This is a genomic window from Promicromonospora alba (genome assembly GCF_042654905.1).
GTDB classification, from domain to species: domain Bacteria; phylum Actinomycetota; class Actinomycetes; order Actinomycetales; family Cellulomonadaceae; genus Promicromonospora; species Promicromonospora alba.
In genome coordinates this window covers 435,409-460,759 of sequence record NZ_JBHSFI010000003.1, presented here as the reverse complement: position 1 = coordinate 460,759, position 25,351 = coordinate 435,409, and the positions used below count along the sequence as shown (strand labels likewise).

The 25,351-nt window shown below is 63.0% G+C and carries 19 protein-coding genes; 10 read left to right on the top strand and 9 right to left on the bottom strand.

The features are described from left to right. Nucleotides 1-70: 70 nt before the first annotated feature. The gene (locus ACFO6V_RS07275) at nt 71-1,273 is read left to right on the top strand and encodes a M20 metallopeptidase family protein (protein WP_377133713.1); all 1,203 of its coding nucleotides are present in this window, start codon (nt 71-73) and stop codon (nt 1,271-1,273) included. A gap of 588 nt (nt 1,274-1,861) precedes the next feature. Here ACFO6V_RS07275 and ACFO6V_RS07270 read toward each other — a convergent pair. Further along, nucleotides 1,862-3,217 (bottom strand): hypothetical protein, encoded by a 1,356-nt coding sequence (locus tag ACFO6V_RS07270; protein WP_377133711.1) that lies wholly within the window; start codon nt 3,215-3,217, stop codon nt 1,862-1,864. A gap of 235 nt (nt 3,218-3,452) precedes the next feature. On the opposite strand from ACFO6V_RS07270, the gene ACFO6V_RS07265 reads away from it, so the two are divergent. The 3 genes from ACFO6V_RS07265 (at nt 3,453) to ACFO6V_RS07255 (ending at nt 5,884) form a co-directional block, all read left to right on the top strand. Continuing rightward, nucleotides 3,453-4,598 carry an SIR2 family protein gene (locus tag ACFO6V_RS07265; protein ID WP_377133709.1) on the top strand — a complete coding sequence of 382 codons (1,146 nt, stop codon included), beginning with the start codon at nt 3,453-3,455 and terminating at the stop codon, nt 4,596-4,598. 581 nt (nt 4,599-5,179) lie between these two features. Next, complete coding sequence (locus ACFO6V_RS07260; protein WP_377133707.1) at nt 5,180-5,380, top strand: hypothetical protein; 201 nt, start codon at nt 5,180-5,182, stop codon at nt 5,378-5,380. A 6-nt stretch (nt 5,381-5,386) separates the two neighbouring features. Then, nucleotides 5,387-5,884 (top strand): hypothetical protein, encoded by a 498-nt coding sequence (locus ACFO6V_RS07255; protein WP_377133706.1) that lies wholly within the window; start codon nt 5,387-5,389, stop codon nt 5,882-5,884. Between the two features lie 136 nt (nt 5,885-6,020). Here ACFO6V_RS07255 and ACFO6V_RS07250 read toward each other — a convergent pair whose 3' ends face one another. Continuing rightward, nucleotides 6,021-10,076, bottom strand: a complete 4,056-nt coding sequence (locus tag ACFO6V_RS07250) for a CHAT domain-containing protein (RefSeq protein ID WP_377133704.1) — start codon at nt 10,074-10,076, stop codon at nt 6,021-6,023. A 1,114-nt stretch (nt 10,077-11,190) separates the two neighbouring features. On the opposite strand from ACFO6V_RS07250, the gene ACFO6V_RS07245 reads away from it, so the two are divergent. After that, a complete protein-coding gene (locus ACFO6V_RS07245; RefSeq protein ID WP_377133702.1) occupies nt 11,191-11,400 on the top strand; it encodes a hypothetical protein in 210 nt (69 codons plus the stop codon). 124 nt (nt 11,401-11,524) lie between these two features. Here ACFO6V_RS07245 and ACFO6V_RS07240 read toward each other — a convergent pair whose 3' ends face one another. The 3 genes from ACFO6V_RS07240 to ACFO6V_RS07230 all read right to left on the bottom strand — a co-directional run bounded on the left by ACFO6V_RS07240 (nt 11,525) and on the right by ACFO6V_RS07230 (nt 14,857). After that, complete coding sequence (locus tag ACFO6V_RS07240) at nt 11,525-12,214, bottom strand: hypothetical protein (RefSeq protein ID WP_377133700.1); 690 nt, start codon at nt 12,212-12,214, stop codon at nt 11,525-11,527. 1,292 nt (nt 12,215-13,506) lie between these two features. Continuing rightward, nucleotides 13,507-14,517, bottom strand: a complete 1,011-nt coding sequence (locus ACFO6V_RS07235) for a hypothetical protein (protein WP_377133698.1) — start codon at nt 14,515-14,517, stop codon at nt 13,507-13,509. 190 nt (nt 14,518-14,707) lie between these two features. Next, nucleotides 14,708-14,857, bottom strand: a complete 150-nt coding sequence (locus ACFO6V_RS07230; protein WP_377133696.1) for a hypothetical protein — start codon at nt 14,855-14,857, stop codon at nt 14,708-14,710. Nucleotides 14,858-15,132: 275 nt separating this feature from the next. On the opposite strand from ACFO6V_RS07230, the gene ACFO6V_RS07225 reads away from it, so the two are divergent. Continuing rightward, nucleotides 15,133-16,101 carry an endonuclease/exonuclease/phosphatase family protein gene (locus ACFO6V_RS07225; protein ID WP_377133694.1) on the top strand — a complete coding sequence of 323 codons (969 nt, stop codon included), beginning with the start codon at nt 15,133-15,135 and terminating at the stop codon, nt 16,099-16,101. A 161-nt stretch (nt 16,102-16,262) separates the two neighbouring features. Here the strand turns inward: ACFO6V_RS07225 and ACFO6V_RS07220 are convergent, their stop codons facing one another. The 3 genes from ACFO6V_RS07220 to ACFO6V_RS07210 form a co-directional block, all read right to left on the bottom strand. Beyond that, nucleotides 16,263-17,741, bottom strand: a complete 1,479-nt coding sequence (locus ACFO6V_RS07220) for a sensor histidine kinase (RefSeq protein ID WP_377135188.1) — start codon at nt 17,739-17,741, stop codon at nt 16,263-16,265. 2 nt (nt 17,742-17,743) lie between these two features. Then, the gene (locus tag ACFO6V_RS07215; protein WP_377133692.1) at nt 17,744-18,085 is read right to left on the bottom strand and encodes an effector-associated constant component EACC1; all 342 of its coding nucleotides are present in this window, start codon (nt 18,083-18,085) and stop codon (nt 17,744-17,746) included. A gap of 455 nt (nt 18,086-18,540) precedes the next feature. Then, nucleotides 18,541-19,188: a hypothetical protein gene (locus ACFO6V_RS07210; RefSeq protein WP_377133690.1), complete on the bottom strand. Its 648-nt coding sequence runs from the start codon at nt 19,186-19,188 to the stop codon at nt 18,541-18,543. 624 nt (nt 19,189-19,812) lie between these two features. On the opposite strand from ACFO6V_RS07210, the gene ACFO6V_RS07205 reads away from it, so the two are divergent. The 4 genes from ACFO6V_RS07205 (at nt 19,813) to ACFO6V_RS07190 (ending at nt 24,955) form a co-directional block, all read left to right on the top strand. Then, nucleotides 19,813-22,155 carry a hypothetical protein gene (locus ACFO6V_RS07205; RefSeq protein WP_377133688.1) on the top strand — a complete coding sequence of 781 codons (2,343 nt, stop codon included), beginning with the start codon at nt 19,813-19,815 and terminating at the stop codon, nt 22,153-22,155. Then, entirely contained in the window at nt 22,139-23,149 is a 1,011-nt protein-coding gene (locus tag ACFO6V_RS07200) for a hypothetical protein (RefSeq protein WP_377133686.1), read from the top strand. Before ACFO6V_RS07205 ends, ACFO6V_RS07200 begins: the two co-directional genes overlap by 17 nt. A gap of 181 nt (nt 23,150-23,330) precedes the next feature. Beyond that, the gene (locus ACFO6V_RS07195) at nt 23,331-23,954 is read left to right on the top strand and encodes a hypothetical protein (protein ID WP_377133684.1); all 624 of its coding nucleotides are present in this window, start codon (nt 23,331-23,333) and stop codon (nt 23,952-23,954) included. Nucleotides 23,955-24,349: 395 nt separating this feature from the next. Next, nucleotides 24,350-24,955, top strand: a complete 606-nt coding sequence (locus ACFO6V_RS07190) for an aminotransferase class I/II-fold pyridoxal phosphate-dependent enzyme (RefSeq protein WP_377133682.1) — start codon at nt 24,350-24,352, stop codon at nt 24,953-24,955. A 136-nt stretch (nt 24,956-25,091) separates the two neighbouring features. Here ACFO6V_RS07190 and ACFO6V_RS07185 read toward each other — a convergent pair whose 3' ends face one another. Further along, entirely contained in the window at nt 25,092-25,265 is a 174-nt protein-coding gene (locus tag ACFO6V_RS07185; protein WP_377133680.1) for a hypothetical protein, read from the bottom strand. Nucleotides 25,266-25,351 lie beyond the last annotated feature (86 nt).

Sequence of the window (25,351 nt, the reverse complement as noted above, 5' to 3'; positions counted from 1 at the left end):
CGGGGCGCACGGGACAACAGACGTGAGCTGCCCGGCGACGGAGGCAACACTTGATTGGAGAACTGACGGCGTGGGCTTTGTGGATGATGCGGCACTGATTCTCGACGACCTAGTCGCCCTGCGGCGGCGGATCCATCAGCATCCCGAGGTCGGGCTGCATCTGCCGAGAACGCAGGCGGCGGTAATGGAGGCGCTGGACGGGCTGCCGCTGGAGATCACAGTCGGCGCAGGGCTCAGCTCAGTGGTCGCCGTGCTGCGTGGGGATCTCCAGGGGCCAACGGTGTTGCTGCGCGGAGACATGGACGGTCTACCGATCATGGAGGACTCGGGCGAGCCGTTCGCCGCGGCCACCGGGACGATGCATGCCTGCGGGCACGATCTGCACGTGGCCGGCCTGGTCGGAGCCGCGCGTCTACTCAGTGCCAGGAAGAGTGACCTCGCGGGCAACGTCGTCTTCATGTTCCAGCCCGGCGAAGAGGGACCCGGCGGGGCGCTCCCGATGATCGAAGAGGGCGTCCTTGATGCGGCCGGCGCGGCCGTCGATGCGGCGTTCGGCATCCACGTCACCGGCCTGTACAACAAGGGGCTCTTCGTCTCCAAAGCAGGCCCTGCCTGGGCAGGCAACAGCGTCCTGAACGTGACTGTTCACGGCCGGGGCGGTCATGGCTCCTCGCCATGGATGTCGGTCGACCCGGTGACTGTCGCGGCCGAGATCGTCATGGCGTTGCAGTCGTACACGACCCGCCGGATCAACGTGTTCGACCCGGTGGTGATCACGGTGGGGGAGCTGCATGCGGGCACTGCGTCCAACGTGATCCCGTCGACTGCTCGGCTCGTAGCGTCTGTGCGCACCCTGTCGAAGGCTTCGCTTGAGCAGTTGGCTGTCGAGCTGCCGCGGCTCGTCGCAGGCGTAGCGGGCGCGCACGGTTGTACGGCCGACGTCAGCTTCCAGCCGGAGTATCCGGTGACGGTGAACGACCCCGACATGTGGGGCCACGCGAAGACCGTCCTGGCGGGCATGTACGGGGCTGACCGGGTCTTTGAGCGGCCCAATCCGATCATGGGGGCGGAGGACTTCTCCTACGTCCTGGAGCGAGTGCCGGGGTGCTTCATCCAGCTCGGAGCCCGCCCCGACGACGTCCAGGCGGAGGGCGCGCCGTCCAACCACTCCGCGGTTGTCCGGTTCGACGACTCCGTGCTCGGGGAGCAGGCGGCGGCGCTCGCGGAATTGGCGGTCACTACGTTGACGAAGTTGGCGGCCACATCAGGCTGAGCCAGAATGCCGGAGCCTTCTGCTCAGAATGCCCTCCACACCGGACGAAGTGCAGTGGAGAGTGACCGGTGTGTCGCCGTCCGGCGGCTGCATCCGAGCTTCGCGTCCTCCCTGGGAGGCACTTGTGCCGGTCACCGTTCCGTTGCTCACGCCAGATCAGATCGCCCGACTTCCCGAGGCCGCGCGCAGCGTCGTCGACTACCGCAAGTCGGGGCTGTCTCTGAACCACATCCAGGGCTGCCCTCTGGACTGTGCCTACTGCATCCGGCACACCTACGGCGTGTGGGAGATGACTCAGCCGCGGGCGCTGATGCCCGACGACGAAGCCGTGCGACAACTGATCCAGCACCGCCTCGCGTTCTGCTTCGCTCGCGCCCGTGCTGGACGGCATGGAGGCCGATGCGTTCCGTGTCACCGGTGCCGGCGTCACTGCCAACAGTTCCCAGCTCTGGGTAGACGTGCCCAAGATGGCAGCGCTGCGCCGGTTCGCCCGAACGCAACGAACCTAGCCACGTCGGCACCCGGAGATCAGCTGCCGCAGCGCGCTGGCCGTGTTGGGGGCGCCGCCCCACGTCCACGCACCGGCCATCAGGTACCTGAGGCGACCGCCGCTGTGATCTTCATCTGGAGCGCGGGTACAGCGGAGTAGATGAGCTTCAGATCATCACCGACAGGCGTTCTGGCAAGAAGATCGCTGATGCGCTGCCACACCGCCAGGTTCCCTGGCCGAGCTGAGGTCTCGTCGAACAACCGCACGACCAGGAAATGGGTCACGGCTGCCGCCCTCACCTCGCTATTGTCTCGGAGGATCTCGAGGACCTGCTCAAGGTGGTGCGCCTTGATGAAGCGAGCGAGGGGCTGTACAAGTTGGATCATGCGAGTGTCCGCGCTGTCGACTGTCTCGGCGTTCGCGAGGGCGTTGAGCGCGTGGTCGACGAGATGGGCACTGGGTCGGAAGAGTATGACGCGGTGAAGATCCTCGTCGTCCAGGGTGCCGAGCCTTGCCTCAATCGCCGCCGCGATGGTCGGCTCCCTGACTGAGGTCGACAGCACTCCATCCCGTTCCAGGAATTCGGCATCGATGGTTTCGATGAGCGCGACGATGCGTGGTAGCGAGGTCGTCGGGAATGCTGACCAGACTGGGGAGAGGTCGCCGAGTGAACCGACCATGTGCGCTAGTTCGTGAGGATCCAGGCCGGGGCCTTCCTCACGCCTTCGGATGACAGTGTCCGCCGCCTCGCTGAACAGATTGGGATCGATCTTGTCGATGGCGTGAGCGGCGTCGACGAGCCGACGCCGGGTAGGTTCCGCCAAGGACCGATCGATAGCGCCCTTGACCACCACGATCGCTAGGTTGCGGCGCAGCCCGGTCTTGCCACGCTCGAGGTAGCGCTCGCGCAGGTAAGCCACGAGCGCCTCCTGGGACGCGGGCCACGTCGACCCTTTCGACTCGGTCATGAAGCGGTCTATCGCTCGCCGGCCTGCAGTAGCGCCGTGCCTGAGTACCGAATCGACGGCCGTTGCCAGGTGAGCACGCACGAGTTCAGGTGAAGCTTCGAATGATTCTTCAGGGGCGACGAACGCCGGGTGAGCGCATACATGACGGTCCTGGTACAGCCGCTTGAGTGCGACATAGTCGCGGGCATCGATGAGTTCGAACGAGTCTCGACATACGTCCAACAACGACCGCTCGAGCTCCTGCAGTTTCACGTGGTTCTCGGTCGCAATGGCCTTGTCGAGCTTGGCGATATGGTCCGTTGCCGCGCCCTCGCCGTTCCCGGCTAGCTGACGGATCTTGCTCAGCAGGTCGAGCGCGACCGTGACCCAGGCGGAGATGATCGCGGCCCGGTACGCACCGGCTCCATAGGCACGCACTGCTTCGGCGAAGTGCGCGCGCGATCGCGGATCACGCACCTGCCCTACCAAATCTTCGACGGCTCTCATGGGTCGATCCTCCTGGACCCTAAGCGTCCAGTGCCAAGCCGGAGGGTGAGGTGCAGGGCGAACTTCCCTGCACACGGACAGCGCGCACCTGACCGTCATCGGTCAGAGGCCTGGCGGGCTCCAGCCTGATGGACACGTTCGAGCCGGGCAGATGGGTTGTCCGAACACCAGCCGCGATCAGATCCGCGAACGGTTTGCGCAGCAGTATGCGTGGCGCGGCTACTAGGATCGGAACGTGACCGAGGAGTCAAGCGACGAGCCCTCCCCGTCTATTTTCACCCAGGACCCGGACCTCACTTGTCGGGTCTTCCTGCTCGGCGCAGGCTTCTCCAAGCCAGCCGGGCTTCCGCTTGCCGCCGAACTGCTTGACCAGGTGTTGGACGTGGCTCGGACGAGATGGTCCCGTGATGGCAGTAGCCACCTTGAACGTGACCTTGAGCGGTACGAGGAGTACCTGGCAGATACCGATCCGGGTCAAGTCTTCGACTTGGAACAGTTCGGCGCATGGCTCGACTGGGAGCACACTCTCCGACTGAACGGGTCTGACACCTGGTCCGACGAAGGAAACAGATCCACACTGCAGTTGCGGTGGGCGATCGGGCACGTCCTCCATCGAGCGACGCCCACCGACATCCCCGAAATCTACTTGGAGTTCGCGAGACGCTTGACGGCCTCTGACGTCGTCCTGACCCTCAACTACGACCTCATCATGGAGCGTGCCCTCGATGATGTCGGGCTCGCATACCGCAGATTTCCGAGCCGGTACTCGCAGGCAGGTGACACCGACAGCGTCGTGGACGCTGATCATCCACCCGAGCTGCTGCTCTCGAAGTTGCACGGCTCGTTGGACTGGGTGCACCGTCCAACCCAGCCTGGCTTTGCTCTTGCCACCGACCCTCTGGTCCAGGGCCCGCGTCCCGACGACGACCCACTCTTGGGAGTCGGCGTCGTTTCCTCGTCCGATCTCGACTCGTACTACGACGACTCGAACGTCTGGTGGGGAACCCCACCGATCCTCATGGCGCCATCGACCGCGAAGCCCTTAGCCCGGTCGACCCTCGTACCGCTCTGGGACGGGATCCTTCCGATGTCGTACATGCGGGGGAGCTTCGCCGCCATCGGTTGCTCGCTTCCAGCTGGCGACCCCTACGTCCTACGGGTCGTACATCACATCGCGACCGAGATCGGCGTCAGCATCGACCATGGCAACAAACTTCCCTGGCCGCAGACCCGCATGAAGGTAGTTGATATGCGCAAGGACCGCGTCGCGATACACGAGCTCCGCGAGCGATACCGCTTCATGCCAGAGGCACATACCGACTTCGTCCTCGATGGCTTCAGCCTCGACACTCTGGATGAGATCCTCCCGCCGAGGCCGTAGTTCTCCTGCCTTCGCCTCCTCCTCACCAACGGATGCTCCTCGGCCACATCGTGTTGGCTAACCGGAGCAAAGTCGCGTTGTTCGCGGCTGGCGCGCGTCTGTATCAGGCGTGGACACGGTAACGAGCGTTCCAGCTGAGCGAGACACGGGCCATATGGTCTGCCGAAGGACTTGACTGGCATCCACTTAGTCTCCAGAAACAGTCGCTGCCGATCCGATGTGTTCCGAGGTATGCTCGGACCGTCAGCAAGGAGAATCCTTGGAAATTCAAGGGAATCCAAGCTTTCCCAAATCGAGACGTAGTGGCTCGGGAGCTCTTTTCGGCTCCCAGAGGATATGGGTTCAAAACCCTCTCGTGCGGATACCGTCCGGCTGGAGAGAGCTTCTTCGCCCCGCACGTCGGCACCTCCGACACGAGTGGCACGTAGGAGGCACGGCATCGGTACGTGGCTTCATGACTCACGACTTTCCGGCCCTCTGCGCTTCCCGGGCTAGAACTGGGACTTCCTTTCGCCGGCCAAGGCCGTGGTGTTGCCCGAATCGAGCGATATTCGCCGTGGCCGCAGCGTAGACTCCTTGCTATGAGCGACGACACTCAGGGAGTTCATGAGGGTGCTGCCGGAGCGTCCAAGGACGGCAGCGGCACGCCGGGTCACGTATCCCAGCCGGGTCCAGACTTGAAGGCTGCTCCCACTGACACGGGATGGCTCAAGGTCGAGTCGTTGCGGTCGAGCGGCGAGCCTGCAGAGGTCCGCCGTGCTGTCGAACGCGACGATGACTGACCACCCGTGAGCGAGCAGGGGCGCACCTACGCCGAATACATCATTCGCGAGCTGGAGACCGAGCGAGAGCGACGCGCGACGCTTGATGCCCGCGGCGCCTCGGTTGTTGCTGTCTCTGCCAGTCTGGCGACGCTGCTCGCCGCGGTAGGCGCGTTCGTCAGTGGCCAGGATGATTTCATTCTCCCCAAAGGTGCTGTCGCGCCGCTGACACTGACCTTGCTTGCCTTCGCTGCCGCCAGTGCGTGTGGCATCAGCGCCACATTCTTGTGGAGGTACAGCGCACCAGCAGTCGAGTCGCTCTCGGCGATGGTGACTGGAAAATGGATGACTGACGAGGTTGACGCTCGCAACTATGTTGCTCGGCTTGACCTAGAGGCAATCCGCTCGCTGCGTGTGCGGAACATGTATAAGGCGCGTTGGCTTATCGCGGCATTCTTCTTTCAACTTTCTGGTCTAGTCTTACTCACGGTCGCTGTGCACCAGATGATGCGCGGCGCGAGTTGACCGCCGCGATCCACGAAGATTAGCGCGTGTGCCGAAATCTTTGACTCGTCAAATGATGCCGATTTAGGCAGCCTTGCCTAATTAATCGATAATAAGTTCGGACAATGGTGGCTGTCTGGTCTGTCTCTCAGTCGTATCAGTTGATGCGCTCCCGGTGGTACCAGCGGTCCTCTCCGACCGGAGGCTCCACGCTGAAAGCCGCGTATATTCGATCGGCCTCGCCGGGGCTTAGATGCGGGGTTTCCACGTAACCAGTCTGGTGCCATATGTCATCACTGCGGTCTAGCATGAGATCTACAAAGCTGGGGCTGAACGGGAGCCACCCGGTGATGCGCCGTAGGCGTCGAGCCTCTCTTGTGTCGTGACGGAGAGCAGTCACAAGCAGTGCCTCGTCGGAGAGGATTTGCCCTCCGAAGCTCAGTGTAAGGTCGCAGGCCTCCCGGACCACCTGCATTAGATCGTCGCCGATTGTAAGCGTGCGCTCTGTGTCGCGTGCCCTGCGGCGCTGCCTGTATCTGAGCTCTGCGATGAGATTGACTGCCCAAAGTTGCACCTTTGGGAACCACGACAGTTCGGAATCGTATTCGTATAACCGCACATACCTCACGAATGCATCTAGGTCGACTTCTCTGGCATTTTTGCTACATCTATCTGCCGCTTCTTCTATGGCATGGAGAACGCTGGTATCGACCCACCGTCGAGGAGCGGGCTCAGATTTCGCGGGATCTCCTACGAGGCCAAAAACCTGGAAACCTGCCCATCTGATCGGAGAGTACTGCTCCTCACCGTTCTCCCATCGATGCAGCAGGTCCAATTGGATCCCGCTTACCGCGGCACTGAGGGACATGCCGCTATTGATTGATCGGATAATTTCCAAATCGATCTCGGAGTCCCCGAAGTGGTCAAAGGCGGTCACCAGCGCTCGATCTGCGCCCGCCGTGAGGAGACCGGTCCCCAAGACTGTCCACTCGCCGCGGGTGGCCGCATCAAGGCCCGACGACGCGCATGCGATAGCGAGGACCTGTCGTGGCAGCTTGATCGGGGAGTTCGGATCGGACAACTCCGAGAAAGTCAGAAGTCCGTTGGGCCCCTTTTCGAGTTCGAGCCCAAGTTCACCGTTATTGGAACGGCCAGTGTGGCACGCGAAATAGATCGTCGAATCGGCTGGCAATGACCGCATTTTTTCAGCGATAGAGGCCCGGGGATCGCCGCCCGTTCGACCCTGGATGACAGAGACTCCGTGCTCCGCTTCGAGTGATCGTGCGAGATCCTCTTGGCCTTCAAGGTTGCCGGCGGGGTTGATCACTGCACTCATCACGGGATTCGCATCAGCTGCATTCGAACCAGAGCGAACCAGTGAAGCCGGCGGGACGACAACGAGATCGGCAACTTCGATGAATCGATCATCGTTGATGATGACCCAGGACCAGGGTACGGGAGCGAGCTCGGGGCAAAGTGCGGCACCAATCCTGAGGCGCGCGGTCCCAGAACGTCGCGAGACGGCTTCTCGAAATGCCGGAGGGATAAGATTTCCCCAGAGCTTCGCCATAGTGCGTTCTTCGAGGTTGGGTGCGAGCGCAAATGGTCCCCGACGCAGACGCTCGACCATCTCCTCAACTTTTTCGCCGGGTTGACGGACCGGCAGCCAGTCGAAGAGGTTGCGATGCTTGTCGCTGTTCCAGTCCGTGCGAGTCATGCGGCCGCCTGTGACCGCCTCACTCTGGTGACGAGGAACGGCCGCCCAGTACAGATACTGATCGGTAGCCCAGGTCGACCACCAGTACCCATCTTCACCTACGCTCCTGAGAATGATGCTTTCAAAGTCTTCCACCCGCGGGTCTTCACCGATGGGATACTGGCACTCGGCAAATCGAGACCGACCGCGAATCGCTAGTGAAATGGCACCTTCGGACGAACTTGGGGCTTGAGGGTCATTCATCTGAAAGCGAGCAACCTCAAGGATCTCGGCAAGGGCACGCCAATCGCGGCGCTCGGCCGCACCCGCCAGTGCGAGGTTGAGTGCCACATCGAAACGAGACCACCAAAGTTCCCGGTCTGCGGGATCTTGAAGTTGGTGCCTCGCAACGTTGAGGGTGGCAAGTGCTTGTATTCGGTGGCGCAGCGATTCATCGGTGACTCCAGCACTCGCGCGCTCATGTGCGACCGCCATGGCGTCGCAGTAGTCTGCGAAGTCGATCGGGTTAAGAAAATGTGCAAACGTCTTCCCCATTTCGCCGCCAAGAGAAAAGAGGGTAAGGTCATGTGGGTCGTCGACTAATACTCCCATTGTCGTGTCAGCGATTAGCCTGGCAGTGTATAACCTGTCGGAAAGAGACGAGAACGCCCTATCTTGAATCCGGAGCTGGTCTTGCATTTCGAACATTTCGGAACGGAGAAGATCTCCATTTAGTGCCTGAAGTACGCCAGCTTCTGCTCGCATTGCCACCACCTGCGCGGCGTCGGGCGAGACGTCTCGAAGTGCAGCAGACATTTCTGCTCCAACTGTGGCGGCAAGCCAGAGGCGGCTGCGGCCGATCCAGTAAGGGACAAGCCGTGCCATGTCACGAACGACGGAAGTCACATCGCGACGGCCTAGGCGCAAGTCCGTCTTCAATTCCTCGAGATCGACGAGGCGACCGAGGTTTCCTCGCCTGGCTTTTCTGGACTGTCCGCGAGCAGGTCGTGTGTCGCCTAGGTGATTGCCGGCAGCAAGTTGGATGTACGTTGCCGCGAGCGGCTCCTTCTTCTTCGATGCGGGGATAAGGCTAAGGAAGTGCCTGGCCCTGCCGGGCCTTCCCAATTCAAGATTGGCCCACGCCGCGATCAGCGCTTCATCGCGACTGATCCGGCTCAGGGAGATTTCGTGGAGCGCCGCGCCCGGATGGCCAGAGGCAACCGTCCTAGCCAACCGGCGCAGCCGTGGCTTCAGGAAACTGGGTCGGACCACCATGAAGCTCCGCGGCGCCGTGACCCGCCGACTCGTGAGGGCACCGAGCCCACCCACCGCGACGCCCAGAGCAACGTCGAGAATATCGACGCTTGGCAGTAGCCACGCAATGGCGACAACCGCGGCCGTCAGCCTCTGAACACCCAACTGCCCACGAGTCGCCCATGTTGAAGCCACGATGATCACCACGGCAGCTGTGCCCACTACGTTGCCAGCAACAACGTAGGCCACCACTGCCCCCGTCAGTCCGGCGGCTGTGGTTACACCGAGCACCTGGAGCCGCGGAAGCGTCAGGGCACTGGTCCATAGGCTGGGCAGTGCCGTGAGGCCTGCTGCAAGGTCCGAGACGACGCTTCGATCCACCCGGGAGTATCGGCCGATCACATGGTCCGCCACATAGTAGAGCAGAGTGACAACGAACCAGCAGAAGATGATTTGACAGCCGACGGTCGAATGGCCGAACCCAACCGTCAGGAGGCTGAGCACTGGCATCCAGGGAAACTTGACTGACGCAGTGAGGTTGAGCAACTGCGCGACCGACAGATGTTTCCACATCGCCACCCGACGCATGCTGGGAAGCAGATCTGGCGCGAAGATCGTTTCCTCGAACATCGTTGCTGGACGCGTGCCAAGGAGCAGGAGCGGTGCTAAAGCGATGAGCCACGGTGCTTGTTCCCAACCGGACGATGCCACTGTGCCAGCGAACCCCAGCCGCGTCGAAATCGACACCACCCTGAGATTCCTGTCGATCCGCGCGCCTCGATTTAATACTCCCACGAAGTTGCCGCCGCTATCTTCCCCAGACGCTCCTTCGTCACTCCGCTCACCCTGGTCCTCGTCCATCCTGAGCAATCGCCCATGCACGTGGCTGGCCATGGTAGAGAATTGGCCTAGGTGCCCGAAGCCGGTGTCTTCCGCCACTCGCTGGACGTCATCCTCCGTGAGATTACTTGCGGTCAACGCCAGACCAACCGCGAGACATGCGGGATCGATGCGATCCCGCTTGTAGGCCTCGGCAACAAGTTCGGCTGCCTTCCTGGCGTGTAGCAGCGGGTTATCGAGGTAATTTGAATCCGCCATCACGAGTCGCTCCGTGATGTCGCCGTCTCCGACCAAGATGCGGGTCCATGCGGAGGGATCGTCGTCCCATAGCCCGTCAACCAAGCGCTTCCGCGGCGGGGACTCAGGATCCCCCGCCTCTGCTCGGATCAGAACTTGCTCCGCCCGCACCGTCCATTCCGCCACACGATCCTCCTCGAGCACACAACGATGGACGTTGGGGTGCGCACCGCGATCGGTTCCCCCGGTCGTCGTCGGCTCGGGGCAGCCCTTACTTGCTCAGAGGAGCTACCAGGCAAAACGTGACGGAAGCCACCGGGTGAACTCAGCGCCAACCTCAGTCTCGGCGCCATCGACCGCACTTTCGTGAATGCGAGCCCTTCCCGGAGCATCAAGGTCGCCAATTTTGGCAGGAGGACGGCATGAGGACCCTGATCGCAAACCCGGCGTTCGATCGTAGGAACTGTCCGTGTCGATCGCTGCGATGACGGCCACGCGTCCCGGTTCGGGGCTGATGCAGGCCAGGGTGACATCGGAGGACTCCCACACCTCCCAGAACCAGTTGCTGGTGGTGTCCTCGGCATCCGCACGCGCTAGCTGCCGTAAGTAGCGTGCGAGCGCAGTGGCCGCCCCCGAAGCAGTTCGGGCATGTCGACTCTTCTCGAATCCGTTTCGATCGACGCTGACCGAGACCTCTCGGCCTCACGGCAGTGGATGCCGCACGAGTGGCGGCAGCGATCTCCGCTGAGCGCTCCCCGTCGACGCTGGCTAATGAAGCGATTCATTGTGCTGTGGTGGCGAGTAGATGACCACGCTCCGTGACACGCGTCTTGCAATAGCTTGCGGCAGGCCTACTAGCAGTGCCAGACTGATCGCGCGGTCAAGCGGCCGCCAGCTGGCCTCAACTCCAAGAGGAGTGTCGCAGGGAAGACCCTGCGGCCAGAGGTAGGCACCGACCAAGCGGCGAACCTTGGACACCGACCAAGCGGTGAGTCACCAAGCGGTGATTCTTGGACGCTGCGACAACGCCGCAGCAGGCACGCGCGGCCGTGCCAATACCCCACGCATTCCCGTCCCACCAGATGGTGTAGTACTGCTAGTGCAGGCGTGTGACCCGTTCTTCGGAACGGTGGCGGCGTCGGCAAGGGTAGTCGAACAGTTCGGGCCCCCCGCCCGGCATCGACAAACCTTTGCTGGCTTGACTTCGGTCAGCCGCTCGAAGATCGGACCGGCCAGTCGAACCTCGACCCGGTGGAGCTGTCGGGGGGAGCTTCGCCAAAGGTCAGAGGAGAAGTAGTTCATGTTGTCTTTGCCGTCCCGGTTCGTCGGCTTCGTGCTCGCTTTTAACTGGCCGGTCGCCCTGGCGCTGATCGCTTTCGTGGTGATCGTCGGGGGGATCGTGTTCATTCTCTTCTGGGACATAACGCCCTGTGAGAAGGCCATGATCCTCCGCGCACTCGGGGATCTGGTGCACGGTGCCGACGGGTTGAGCCGTACCGAGTGCCCTTGAAAGCGGTCATCGAGTCATGCCTCCTCAGACAGTTCGTGGTCGCGACGTGATCGGGGGCAGAGCGCTTGACGGAGGTTGACCAGAGCTGGCAGCCACACCGGTGCCGCTCTCCGGGCGGACTGGTTCACAGGTTCGGGGCTTCCATGCTCGGAGCCTCGGGTCGCTCGACCAACGCGGACGCAGTGTTCGGAACCAGGGCGGCCGCAGGTTGGCTTGCCGGTGCACGCCGCTTTGTGGGACTCGCGGTCTCGGCGGCATTGGCTCGGTCGGCGGCGTAGGTGCAGGGCACTGCTGTCGCGTGGTGCATGCCGGTGCAGGAGATGTCACCGACGATGCGGTCCTTGCGCGCCAGGGTGCGCCGGCTGGTGGCTTCTAGCGCGTCGATCGAGGAGCCCTCAAGCGCTTCGTGGTGCTGGGTGCGGTCGGTGACCGGTGGCATGTCGGGAAACGCGGATTCCCACATCCGGAAGTAGAGCCCGGCAGCGGTCGAGTTCAAGGGAGCGGCCAGGCTGGCGTCGCGGCACGCGCAACACACCTCGGCCGCCGTACCAGGACGGGTGTCCATGCCAGTCGCAAGCCTGTCGAGGAGCTCCCGGTAGTGCGAGCGGCTCACGAACTCCGTAGCCATTAGGGGGTGTGTCGGTCTGAGGAGCTCGAACCCGTGATACAGGAGGTCACCTTGGTCCGGATGCCGGGTGATGGCGGCGTCGATCTCGCTCTCGGCCCACTCGATCTGTTCCAGCGTGGTGCCGATGAGGTCGGTGGACTCCTGCAAGATCGCGGACAGCGGGTCGTTCTGACGTGCTTTGGCCATGGCGATCGGCCTCTCTGGGCAACGCCAGAACGGTGGCTGTGATGGTCCCGTTCTCGGCGCGGTCGGGCGTTGTCATCCCAAAGGTGTCCGTCCTGCGCCACCGCCCTGATTCATGCTTCGGCAGAGCGGGGCCGGTCGTGCTGATCTATGTGCCATTGCGGCACCGGGGCTGTTGCACGGATGGATGACGGCTGGCTCCTCGTCGCACATGGGGCCAGACAGACGGACCTACGGTGCCGACCGTCGGGAGGCGCTCCGGTGTTCTAGTCGTGCCCCGAAGACGGGCCGCGGGTCTCGGCCCGGGACGTGAGAGCTCCGCCGCATCTCACGGGAGGATGATCAGCTTGCCTGCCACCCTCTGAATGGCGAGGAACATTGCAGACGCCAATTGCAGGAGGTGACGGCTCCCCGCCACGACGCTGAGGCGAGCACTAGCCGGCCGTCGGCTGTCATGGGCTTTCGTTCGGGTAGAAGTTGCCGCCCGGCGCTGGATTCGTCGGTTTGCGGCACACGCTAGTACCACTAACGCGACTCAAACGAGGCTCCTACATCTCAAAGTGCTCGAAAATGACCAGTAATTTTTTCCGGGTTGAACGGTCTTGACGGGTCGACGATTGAGGGGTCGGTCAATTCGAGCGTCGGGAGAGCAGTGAGTCCACAGCATCGTCGACCGCGTCGGAAGACGCGGAGCGCGCGACACGCGGCCAGTTGGTCGGGCAGGGCGTCGCGCCACCATGAGTCCGCACGACGCGTTCGCACCTATCGCAGCGTCGGGCCGGCGGCTGCGCACGCCTCTCTTGTTCTGGCAATGTTCAGCGCCGCCCTGCACCTGTCGGGCGACGCTGTGGTTGCGTGTGCACTAGCGCTCGGCACGATGGCGCGAACCCGTACGACGGAGCCCCCGGCGGCATGACTTGCGATGCGCTCACAGTCAACGGCCGAAGTCGCGCTTCGCCGGTAAAGCGAACAAACCCTGATACTCCCAGCCTGCTCACGTGGGCCACGCTCGACAGAGAGCACGGTGCGGCCTGCAATCTGGGACGGGCGGTACGGGTTCGCGCCGAAGGCGCCTCTTCACGCAGGTTTCGGTGAGGCAGGGTGAACTCACTCGATAAGCGTGAAGTAACCGTCCTGACCTCGCCCTCTGGATGGGATGCAACGTCTCCGACATCCGTCCCGCGCCGTCCGCGAAGAGATCTGCGCGCAGCTGGATTGGCAAGGTGTCGGCACCCTGTGGGGTGGACGCACGGTGGGCCGAGACCGTCCGCCACGCGTGACCACGCCTGACGCCGTCAGGCCCCGTCGGTGATCACACTGACTATCGCCAACGCCTCTTGCGTGAGAGAGCCGATGAGCGCGTCCTCGCCTAGGTCCGGTGGGATGGCGATCGGTATCCACAGGTGTCCCGCGTCGTTCCGGGCATGAGCGCCGAACCGCGACGATGCGACTCGTGATCGGACGAGCTCCAAGTTGCCGTATCGGCTCTTCCGGATCCGAAGCCAGAGGGGGGTTTGCCCGGCGTCGCCGAGGTCGGTTCGGATCCCAAGGTCTGCTTCGGTCTTCGGCCATTTGATCGAGATGGTGATCGTCCGGCGCCTTCGGTAGGGCACCTTGAACTCGGCACCGCTGAGCCGTTCGTACCCCTCGTGCCACAGCATGTAGTTCAGTTGTGACACGACCAGATCCGGCAGCCGAAGGATGTCCTTCTCGCGATCCCGCCAGTCTCCGCCAGCAGGGGCGTTGCCGAGAGGGGGCATGACGGAGCCGAGGAGCGCGCGGCACAGCGCCTTGAACTGGACGACGTCGGCGGCAACCGTCGCGGGCCCCTGGGGCAGGCCGTCCAGGATGCGGTCCCACTCCCGGATCCACTCCTCCCATGGCGCGAATCCTGTCCCAGCCAGCAGGTCATCCTCGCGGACCGCTTCCGGCAACAGCGATGTGATTCGCCCGAGTGCATCGGCCGCCTCGGTCAACCGCTTCACAGGGACCACGAGGATAGTCGCGGACTCATGGCGGTCAGGGCCGAAGTGCGTGATCTGCTCGCGTCGATATGCGGCGATCTGCCGGGTGTCGATCTTGGCCTCGAACTTCAGCTCAACGGTCAGTCGAGGGCGGCCCTGTGCGTCGATCCCGACAATGTCGGGCCGCTTGCCTGTGCTGTCAATCGCTTCAGGTACGAAGGCGACGATGTCCTCATGGAGGTCGATCTGCATGGTCGTCCGGACCCAGTCCAAGAAGGGCTCGGCAAGCTCGGGATGCTGGAGCAGGGCGGCGACAGCCCTGGTCGTGGACTGCTCGCCCATCTTCGTGAACCAACCCTGGCTGGCCAGGACCCCGAGAAGGGGCATGTGAATGGGCGCACGCCGGGGCGAGATCATGACCGGAACCTAGCGAGGCTGTCTGACATGGCCGAGCCTGTCGTGCCGAGCTGGTCTGTCATCGGGCATGCTCCGCCGGACATGCGGTCGCCGGCAATGCCAGCGCAGCACGTGGTCAGGGTTGGTTTGCCTCGAGGAGCGCTTCAGCGAGTTCTCGGGACTTGGCAACGAGCACCGGGTCCAGTCTCGGACGGTCCGGCCAATGGCCTGCCACCCTGAAGAACATCGCGTCCAGTTCAGCGAGCTGCTCCACAGGGACGGTCATAGGACAACCGTAAGCGGGGACGGTGGGTCGCGTTTGTTGCCGGGTACTGCGACGGATCTGGATAGGCAGGCGTCCTCCACTCGCTGAAAAAGACCGCGAGCTTCTGCAGGACCGATCTGCGAGTGCTGGTTTGGTGACGATGACTCGCAGCCCGGGTATGGCTCTGATCGGGGCTTGCGCCCTGTCGAGAGGGTGAACCGACCGGTCGGCCGTATCTGCCCGTCGAGACGGCGCTCATAGTAGGTATCGGTAGTTACCCACTGTCGGAGGCCGACATGACCGTGATCACCGCTCCGCCGTCGGGGCCGGTTCCTGGTGCGGTCAGTGACGATGTCGACCGGGTCCGCGCAGCCTTGGCCGCGCAGGTTCCGGCCAAGGCGAGCAAGAACCTGCTGATTGGGACGTGGAACCTACGTGCGTTCGGCGCCCTCACGCACAAGTGGCAGTCGACGCAGGACGACAGTCCCAAGCGGGACTGGCACGCCCTGGCCTGCATCGCCGAGGTCGTCCAGCGGTTCGACGTGACCGCCGTTCAGGAGACCCGACGGGACACGACCGCCCTGTTCGCCCTGCTCCACCTGCTCGGCCCGCGCTACAAGGTCATCGCCTCCGACGTCACGGAAGGCGGACCCGGCAACGGCGAGCGTCTGGCCTACGTGTACGACGCCGAACGTGTCCAGCCCTCCGGCCTGGTGGGGGAGCTTGTCCTTCCCGCCGGGACGAGCAGCGACGTCGATCAGTTCGCCCGCACGCCCTACGCGGCGGGGTTCGTGCGGGAGACGACCGAGTTCATCCTGACCACTGTGCATGTGCTGTGGGGCAAGAAGCCGGCCGACCGGATCGGCGAGCTGAGCGCCTTCGCCACGTGGATGCGCGGGTGGGCCGACCGGCCCAACGACTGGAACCGCAACCTGCTGGTCCTGGGCGACTTCAACCTCGACCGTATCGACGACCCCTTGTTCGAAGCGTTCCTCTCCACCGGGCTCTGGCCGCCGGCTGAGCTCAACGACGTCCCGCGCACCATCTTCGACAACAACAAGAACCACCACCAGTACGACCAGATCGCCTGGTTCAGCGACCCCACCCAGCCCGGCGCGCCCTCACTCCTGCAGGGATTGAGCTACACCGGGCACGGTGGGAACTTCGACTTCCTCCCGCACGCCCTGCAGGGGCTGTCCAAGTCACAGGTCTCCTGGCGCCTGAGCGACCACTACCCTCTCTGGCTCGAGTTCCTGACCGAGTAGCCCAATTCCGGTCGCTCGAACGTCGGTCTCGTATCGAAATGACCCTCGTAACTAGGAGCGTCATGCGAAAGTGTTCGTGACTGTTTGGGCCGGTAGCACGAGCGAACAGTCCGATGAGACGCTACCGCCGTGACGGGGTCCGCCGTAAGTGCGGGCCAGAATCAGGTGGAGTTTGCCCGGCGAAGCGTGAACCGCACTGTGCTTCCAAGCCTGTGGCCAGACTCCAACCAGATGCGGCCGCCGTGCAACTCGACGACACGCTTTACTAACGGTAGGCCGATTCCATCTCCCGAATAAGCTTCAGTTGGATGCAGCCGATGGAACATTACAAATACACTTTCGACGTCCTCGGCGGCTACGCCAATGCCGTTGTCCACGACTGACATCTCCCAGTGTGCCCGCATACTGCGGACCTCGACTTTGATCTCAGGTTGTCGACTGGGTTCTCTGAACTTTAGTGCGTTAGAGATAAGATGCGATAAGGCGGTCTGGAGCAGTAGGCGATTACCTAGAACGACCGGCATCGGATCGACATCGATCGTAGCGTTGCATTCAGAGATACTGTAGGAATGTTCGTGCAGGACCGCTTCCATGACCGTTGAAAGTTCTACACCTTCGTCGACATTCGCAGATCCCGCCCTTGATAGCATGAGAAGCGATTGGATCAGCTGCTGCATTTGCATGACGCCATCGACGGCAAATTCGATGTATTGATCTGCGCGCTCGTCGAGTTGTCCGCCGTAACGCTTCTTGAGAAGTTGAGTAAAGCTGGCAACCCGGCCTAACGGCTTCTGGAGGCTGGATGCCGCGGTTAGGGCAAACTGCTCTAGCAGGGCAGCTTGTTGACTCAGGAGTTCGTGCGCGGCTAGCGCTTCAGTGAGCGCTATGGTCTCTGCCGTCGGCGTGAACGATCGATTCAGTGCCAGGGCGAGTCGATCTACCTGATCTACGATTCGCGCCTGAGGCGGCCGGAGGCCGTCCCGTGCACAGTGGCGCCGGAGTTCATTCTTGATCTCAGAGAGAGTGAGAAACTCGTCGGCCTCAGGAACTCCATTTTCGAGAATATCTATGAGGCGTTTCGTATAGGCTGGATACTTCTCGCCGGCTTTCACGACTGCATCAGCGTTCGCGGGCACGGAGGTCATCGTCGCGACCCCGTCTATGAGGATCTCGTCGCCAATTTCCCCCCCATCCTCCGCCAGGGGTTGTCCAACTGCGCGACCCGAGAGACAGCAGTCGAGAATTACTACCTTAGCGCGGGCACCGGACTGTGATAGGAATCCTCGGAGATCGTCGAATCGGATACCTGAGAAGCCAGCTCTCTCAGGATTCGTTTCCCGAACACTCAGAACAAGATCACTCTTGTCCCATCCGCGCGTGCCGTGCCCCGCATAGTAGATCAGTAGAAGATCTGTTGCCTTCCGCGTGGCCTTCACGATTGTGTCGGCGACTTCCTCGCGTGTGGCATCCTCTGGAACGATCAGGCAGTTTTCAGCGAGGAGGCCGCCCCCGTCCGGGTCGATGAGAACATCGCGCAGGGCGAGGGCGCCCTCACGCACCTCAGGAACGTCCGGCAGATTGGCGTCGTCGTATTTTCCGACACCGATAAAGACTGCCCAGGATTCCTGCGGCCGGGCCATCCTCACGATGAAGAATCCCGGTCAAGAATCCGGGCGATCATCTTTTCCGCGTCTTTCGCGCGATCTGCTGTGATTTCGACGTCGAGGTCACCTGTTTGGAGCCGAACTGTGACGCCGCGGTGTTGGAGCCAGGTGCGCAGGCTTGTCGCGAGGATTGCCAGGGGGCCACCAGCGGAAACAACTGCGATTGCGATTTCTGCAGCACCACCCAGGTGGCCGTCATCCGGCTTGCGATGTTGGAGGGCGACGAGGGGGCGAAGTTCCGGCTCGTCCTGGAGCCACTCGAACAGATCCTCCGTCTCAGAATCGTCGGCACATTCGGCTACGACATATGGCGCGTCCATCGTGTTCCTCCCAAATCTGGCACGGTGAGCCTAGCCGTGTGGGCGGCCCGTGGCTCCTCAACTGCGGGCGAAGTTCAGATGCGATTTGGTGGCACTACCCGCGATGTGGTTGGCATTCAAGGCACTCACCAAGCCGCCCGCCCATCGCGGTGCCTGGCCTGGCCCGACCTGCCACGGGCTCAATGGACTCGAGGGAGGTCAAGAACGTGACGTGACTGGCCAGGCGTTCACCGGCCCGTCGCTCTAGCGTTGTGCCATGACTACACGCTCGTCCATCGCGATTCTGTTGTCGTGATGGATCGTGGCGAACCTGGTCTCGATCTTGGCGTGAGTGGCTTGGTGCGGACTGCGCCTCGGGGAAGTAGGCATCGAAATAGCAGCGCGGTCTCATCAGCGTGTCCGCGTCCGCGGTGTCTCGCGTTAACGAGGCGATGTACGGGTGGTGCGCGTTGCGCTTAGTAGTAGTCGGACGGGTCGGGTGCTTCGGCAGCCATGTCCGCCATGTAGTCGGACTGCGCCTGGCTGGCCGCGTCGACCATGTCTCCTCCAGCAGTGATCAGCGAGTAGACGTCGTCGAGCATTGCTGCCAACTTGGGAAAGTCGATGCGGTTGGTGTCCATGTACTCGGTGGGGAATCGGAAGCTGTTTCCCTTGGGGTCAGCGTCGATCAGGAGAGCCAGAGCGTCGCGCACGTCATCAGGCAGCCCTGGAAACGCTGCAGCCGACATCTGCGCGTCCAGATCAATCAGCAGGGCGGCCAGGTCGTGGCGGACCTCCCTGCGATGGCGTAGTTCGATCTTGGCGCGGTCCACGTCCTTTCCGTGCTCTCCCTTGAGTCTCCTGAAGGCAGCGACGTCGTGGATCAGGTCCTTGATCGCAGTCTCGATCGCGTGGCGGTACAGGTACAGAAATGGATGCAACAGCAAGTCATCTGCCGGTTGCCCCTGGAATGTCGAGGCGAGTCGCTCGGCGGCCCTGGCGAACTCGTACCCAATGTTTCGCTGGTGGTCGGGCCATTTCATGATCAGGGTGCTCTGCGTCTCCGCTGGGAAGACCTCGAAGATCGAGGTCCGATCCTGATCCTCTGCGCGATCCTCCGACATGAAGGCAACCTATCGCCACCTGCGTTTGCCACACGCTCCCGGGCCCACGCTCCTTGAACTGATGTGAACGAGCGGTGCGCGGCGTAAGGAGGACAACCATCCCAACGATCCTTGTGCCGATCCTGGTGACCAGAGACCAGACCGGTGGAGGAGCGAGGGGTCGGGGCAGGCGGCGACGCAGCAGTGCGGGGTGCTGAAGGCGCAGCCATCTACCTGTGAGATCACCCCTCGCTCGCAACGGCTGGCTTCGCGGTCGTGGATAGATTCGGCTCATGCATCATCCTCAGAGCAGGGACCGCTGTTGACCATCGACGCAACGAAGTTCGGCAGGCCGCCGGTGACCTTGTCACGCTGGCACAACAGCCCATTCGGAATCGCCGACGCTGGCCGGGTGGGCTTGGCCTTGGTGCCATGGACGGTGCGAGGATGAGCTGGTTCGAGATCAGGCGCCTAGGCAAGCTTGGAACTCCGCGCTACTGGCGACGTCGTCAGGTCTATCGCCGACGCAGGATGCGATTCGCACGATGGCTCTCGCGCGGTCGTCGCTTGGCGCAACGCAAACGGGATGGACTGGGTGCGTGGTGGCACCTACTCGTCGGCTGTCTCGGGTCGGCTGTCACGGCCATGGTGGGCGTCGCAGCACTGGAAATCGTCGGGGCGGCCTGCGGGCTGACGCCCTGGGGAGCGACCAACCCGCTGTGCGTGGCGCCCGACTCTGACCTTCAGGAGTCGGTGTCCGCCCTCGTGGGCGCTGCGGTCGCGATCGCAGCCACGCTGCTCGGCCTCTATTACACGACGGTGGGCGTGATCGCCTCAACGATCTACCGAGCGGTGCCGGGCGACGTCCGAGACCTCTTCATCGCGGAACGAAGCAGCGAGGCCTATCTGAGGGTCGTGGTCCTCACGATCGCTGGCGGCATTGTCATCCTGGTCTCGGGAACCTTCGACCATGCCGTAGTGGGCCTGAGCCTCCTCGTGTTGGGACTCTTTGTCGCGATGGCGTGCATCGGACTGGTGGTGATCACAAAGCGCCTGTTCGACTACTTCGATCCGTCGAAGTTGTCAGGCCCGCTGCTGGCCCAGATCGCAGAAGGCATCCGTGTGGCCACTCACCGCAAGACGCGGGCGGACGCTCACCGCAGTTCCCAGGCCCACTACGAGACCTACCGGGCACTTGCCTCGTTCCGGCACCTTGTAGAGACGCTCGAGTCCGCCGAACTGCGCAGTGCAAACGCACCGGTGTCGCTGTCACGGCAGCTACTGGAGGTCGTGCGCTACTACTCGGCTCGGAAGTACATGATCCCCACCGACAGCAATTGGTGGGATCGGGTGCCGACCCATCAGAACTGGCTCACCATCGACCACAATCGCCTCCAGACAGCGCTCCGAACCTCGACGGGCGTCGCGCCTGAGCTGCAACCCGACTATCTGTGGCTGGAGAACACGGTCGCTCGCCTGCTTCGTCAAAGTCTGGCCGTCGCCTTTCAGTCGCAGGCCGGAGCGAACGCGCTCGCCATCTCCGAATCCGTGGCGAACCTGGCCGGAGCCCTCGCTGCTCGGCTACAGATCGATGAGGCCCTCGCGATCGAAGCCAGCTGGGACCAAGTGATCGACCGCGTCACGACCACTCCGAGCGTGGCGGCCCCACAGGCTGACGAATATGAATTAAGGCTGAACCAGATGGCGGCTGCCGAAAGCCTCGTGACGCCTCTGACGCAGATGTTGTTGGGGATCGCATATGCGGCACGCGCCATCCTCGAGCGTGACCTGAGTGCGGAGTTCGACGCGGCCGTCGGCAATCCTGATGCCTTATATCTGGGCGACCTGCCGACACCGACACGAACGATGCTCGAGCGCTTCTCGGCGGCAATTCGACGGGAAATACAGATCGAGGGTCGGCGGGTCACACCGTCTTGGTGGATCAACCATCTCGGCGCACGCAGCATGGTCGAGGCGTTGCTGGCCACCGAGTCTGGGATCTTGCGGGAGGTGCGGCGCCGCACCACCGAACGGGTCGCACGATTCCAGCGCGAAGGTCGTTCGGACCTCGCCGCAGTCACGGGGATGGCCGCTCTCGAGCTACTGCACAAAATCGAGTTTCATGAGCCGGTGATCCGCAAGGCGGAGGCGAAGCTCGCGACCTACCGCAACGTAAACATCGGTATCGACCACTGGCCACAGCGGTCGGAGTCGCCTCTGGACCCTACCGACGAGCACATGGCGATGCTGCGGACGCTGTCGGAGCTGCTGCCGGAACTGCGTTCGCAGCGGTTCAATCCACGCGAGCCGGATCTCTACGGCCAGCTCTACCAGTTCGTGGTGGACGGAGCGTTCCGGGCGATTCTTGGCGGCCACCAAGTTCGGGGGCTTGCGATGTACAAGGCGGTGCTCGACGAGATGGACCAGGCTCGAGTGCGGATCGTCTCTGATCTCGACCGGCTTGACGCCGCGGCCCGCGATCTCCGCGCCATCGAGCCCTTCATCACGGCGATGGATCTGAGCGGCTACGCGCTACTGATGCATGAATTTGACGGAGCTGGGATCTGGGCGCCCGTGAAGCGCCTGTGGGACGAATTGCTCACTGCCAACCCGAAGCTGGCGGAGTTCCTCCTCATCGCAGCGACCTACGCAAGTAGCTCGGTCGAAATCGAGCGCATCCGCAGGTTGATGGAGCTGAACCGACTGTTCGAAGAGCGAGGCATCACGAGGGACGAGCAGCACTACTGGAACGTCGAGGACGAGCGCCGGCGCCCGCATCCCAGCCCGATCGTGTCAGCGTTCGCGCCGAACGGATTCGGGATCACCAACGACCTATACATGCTGTTCATTGCGGAGTACCTCAAGGACCATCTGCCTCCCGGCGCTTCACTTGGGCACAGGGTGGAAATGGTCGCAGATCAGATCGCGCGGTACCGGACGCAGAGCTCCGAGTCCGAAAATGTGGACGGCGGTGATCACATTGAGTGAGGATCCGTTCGACGGTTTGATCGGCGAGTACGCGGACCGCCCTACCATGAACACATTCTCTGCCTGGGAGGACACCAGGGTGCTCCGGAAGAGTGACCCTGGGATGAACGTGCGCATGCTCATGGACGACATCGGGATGCAGGCATTGCCCTACGGCCCGGGCGCGAGCCGCGGGTTCAGCGTAAGCATCGGTGAGGACGAAGAGGCAGTTGCCGTGCTCATTCGAAACGCGATCCCCGCACACGTGTACCACTCCGGGCATGGGTGGGATGGCCTGCGGGACTACGTACAGTCAGCAGTCCATCGCCTCCTGCAGGGGCACCTCTTCCTCGAGATCGAGTACTTCCGGCCAAGCGACACACCAGAGGCCAAGCCGGTTGCGTTTCGGATCGAGATCTTGCAGCCGGAGCTTATCCGACATCGGTTCGGTCGATACGCGCTTCTGGTACCCGAGCGGTCTACCAGCACAGAGGAACCGCATCGGTCGGCCGTGCCGATCAAAGCAGAGAATCTGGTCGTAGCGAGGCTCCCGCGGGCATTGCGACGTGACCTCAAGCGCATGCTTGAACTACTACGCATGGCCGACAACGATCTCGATGTCATGTCCGACTTCACGATGGGACGACACGGCCTAGATACGGGGTTCGACTTCGCCGAACATCAACGCGGGACGCAGGACATCGTCCTCAAAGGCACACGCCGCATCGGATGGACAGGCCGAGGGGTGCTCACCGACGACCTCCTCGACCCTGAGAGAGCATGGCGCGCGATCCAGTTCGCCAGGTTCGTCGTCGAACTGCGCAACATCGCACTGTCGGCGCTGCAGGAGACGGTAGATCGGGCGGGAGCGGAGATCGGGTTCACCGCGCAACTCGAAGTTTCCGGGGTGCTGCAACCCCCTGATCTTGATCGGCTGGAGGCTGCGCTGACCGAGGGCACGTTGCCAATGGCAGAACTTCGATACCCGAGGCGACGCACGCCCTTCGCGCCGTGATCGGCTACTGGTCTGTTGCCGCCCTCGTGAGGCAACGTCCAGTAGCGGATCGACGAGCGCGTCACTTGCAGAGTCCAGCACCTAGAGGTGTCGCGTTGACACCGGCCGGACGGGGCGCTCAATGGGTGGAGCATGAGCGTTGGCGGATGCGCAGGGGTGGCGTGGGTTCTACGTTCGTCAGATGACACCCGAACAGCTGGGGCTGTGGGAGGAGTGTGTCCAGGCGCTCGGCACCATCACGACGATGGCGGGCCTTCTGGTCATCGCGCCCTACCAGGCTGGACGCAGCCCACGCGACCTGGGTCGTGCCATCGCGCGTCTCTGGAAACGGTTGCGACACGGCCGACCGCAGGTGGTCGTTCGTGGTGCATTCGGTGCGGCCACGGGAAATCTGACCGCGTCCGTATATGGTCGAGTTGGCGTTCGAGATGACGCCAGCACTGAGGAGAAGATCCGCTACCTCCTACACGCCGTGGACGGCATCCACGATGAGATCGCGAAGGTCCGTTCCGAGGCAGCGGGGCGCAACTCTGAGATCAATCAGCAGATTGCGCAGATTGAAGAAGGCCACGCTGCTTTGACGCAGCACATCGACCAGCAGGCACGCGATGCCGAGCACCTCAACGCCCGAGGCTTCCCCATCGCGATCCTGGGCGCTTTTCTGGCGGGAGTGCCGTTCTGGCTGGTCGGTTGGGGATGGATCCCTCTGTACCTCTTCACGATTACTGTCGTCGTCCTCGGGGTACGCAGGTCGCTGGCTGCCCTCCGTGACGGCTGGAAATCCCTTCCTGCCCTCGAGAGCTAGCGAAGCACTTTGGGCCGTGATCGACGACAGGTTGCTTGACGTGGGTGGATCAGGACCCGCCCCACCCGGGTGACGGGTCTCCGGGCGAACCAGTTCACAGGTTCGGGCCTTCCGCGCTAGGAGCCTCGGGACGCTCGATGAACGCGGGCACAGCGTTCGACACCGGGGCAGCCGTGGGCTGACTTGCTGGTAGGGGCCGGTGTGTGGGACTTGTCGGCCCAACGGCATCGGCGTAGGTGCAGGGGACAGCTGTGCCGTGGTGCATGCCGGTGCAGGAGATGTCACCGACTATGCGGTCCTCGTGCGCCAGGGCGCGCCGGCTGGTGGCTTCTAGAGCATCGATCGAGGAACCCTCGAGCGCTTCGTAGTGCTCGGTGCGGTCGGTGACCGGCGGCATGTCAGGAAACGCAGATTCCCACTACGACGGTGAGTTCCGGTACGACCGGCAGCCCATCGGGGTACTCCAAGGGCTGGACCCCGACCGCGTCGCTTACTTCGGCACGGCGAGCAAGTCCCTGGCCCCGGCCCTCCGCCTGGCCTGGATGGTGCTGCCCAAGGACTGGGTGCCGAAGGTCGCCGTCGTCAAGGGCCCGGTCGACACGACGAGTACCCTCGACCAGCTCACCTTCGCCGAGTTCATCACCTCTGGCGGTTTTGACCGGCACGTGCGCGCGATGCGGCAACGGTACCGACGTCGCCGCGACCAGCTGATCACGGCATTGGCGGAGCACGCGCCAGGCGTGCGCGTGACGGGAATGGCAGCAGGCCTGCAGGCGGTGGTGGAACTGCCTCCAGGTACGGAGAAGGCGGCGCTGCGGTCGGCCACCCGCCACGGCCTGCTGGTCAGCGGACTTTCCGAGTTCCGACACGAGGGTCTCGCCGGCAGCTCGCCAGAGGCGGACCGGGCGGCGCTCGTCATCAACTACTCAGCGGTCTCGGACAGTGCCTGGCCACGAGCTCTGGAAGCACTGTGCCGCATCATGCCCACAGGGCGGGCATGAGGACTCTGCTACCTGGGGCCGGGCGTTCGGAGCGGGCACCCATGCTCACGCGGTTTTCGGTGCGGTGGCTTCAACGACAGTGCCGTCTGGTCAGGTGCCTACGTCAGGGGCCGCCCGCCCGGGCCATCTTGTAGCACTACGCGATACGGCCGTAGGACCGGAGGGTCTTCAGCCGCGCCATGGTGAGATAGCCGCCCCACTCGTGGGCGACGAGCGGGGTCCACATCGGGAAGTTGGGCTTCCAGCTGCCGTCGTCCTGCTGCGCATGGAGCAGGAGGCTTCGGCCATCCTGAGGCGACGCCTTCGCCACCGAGTTCCTCGAAAGCTTGTCAGGGGGACTCCCATGGCTTGGTCGTCCGCATCGACCACGACCCCCGGGCACGTCGTTCGCGTCGA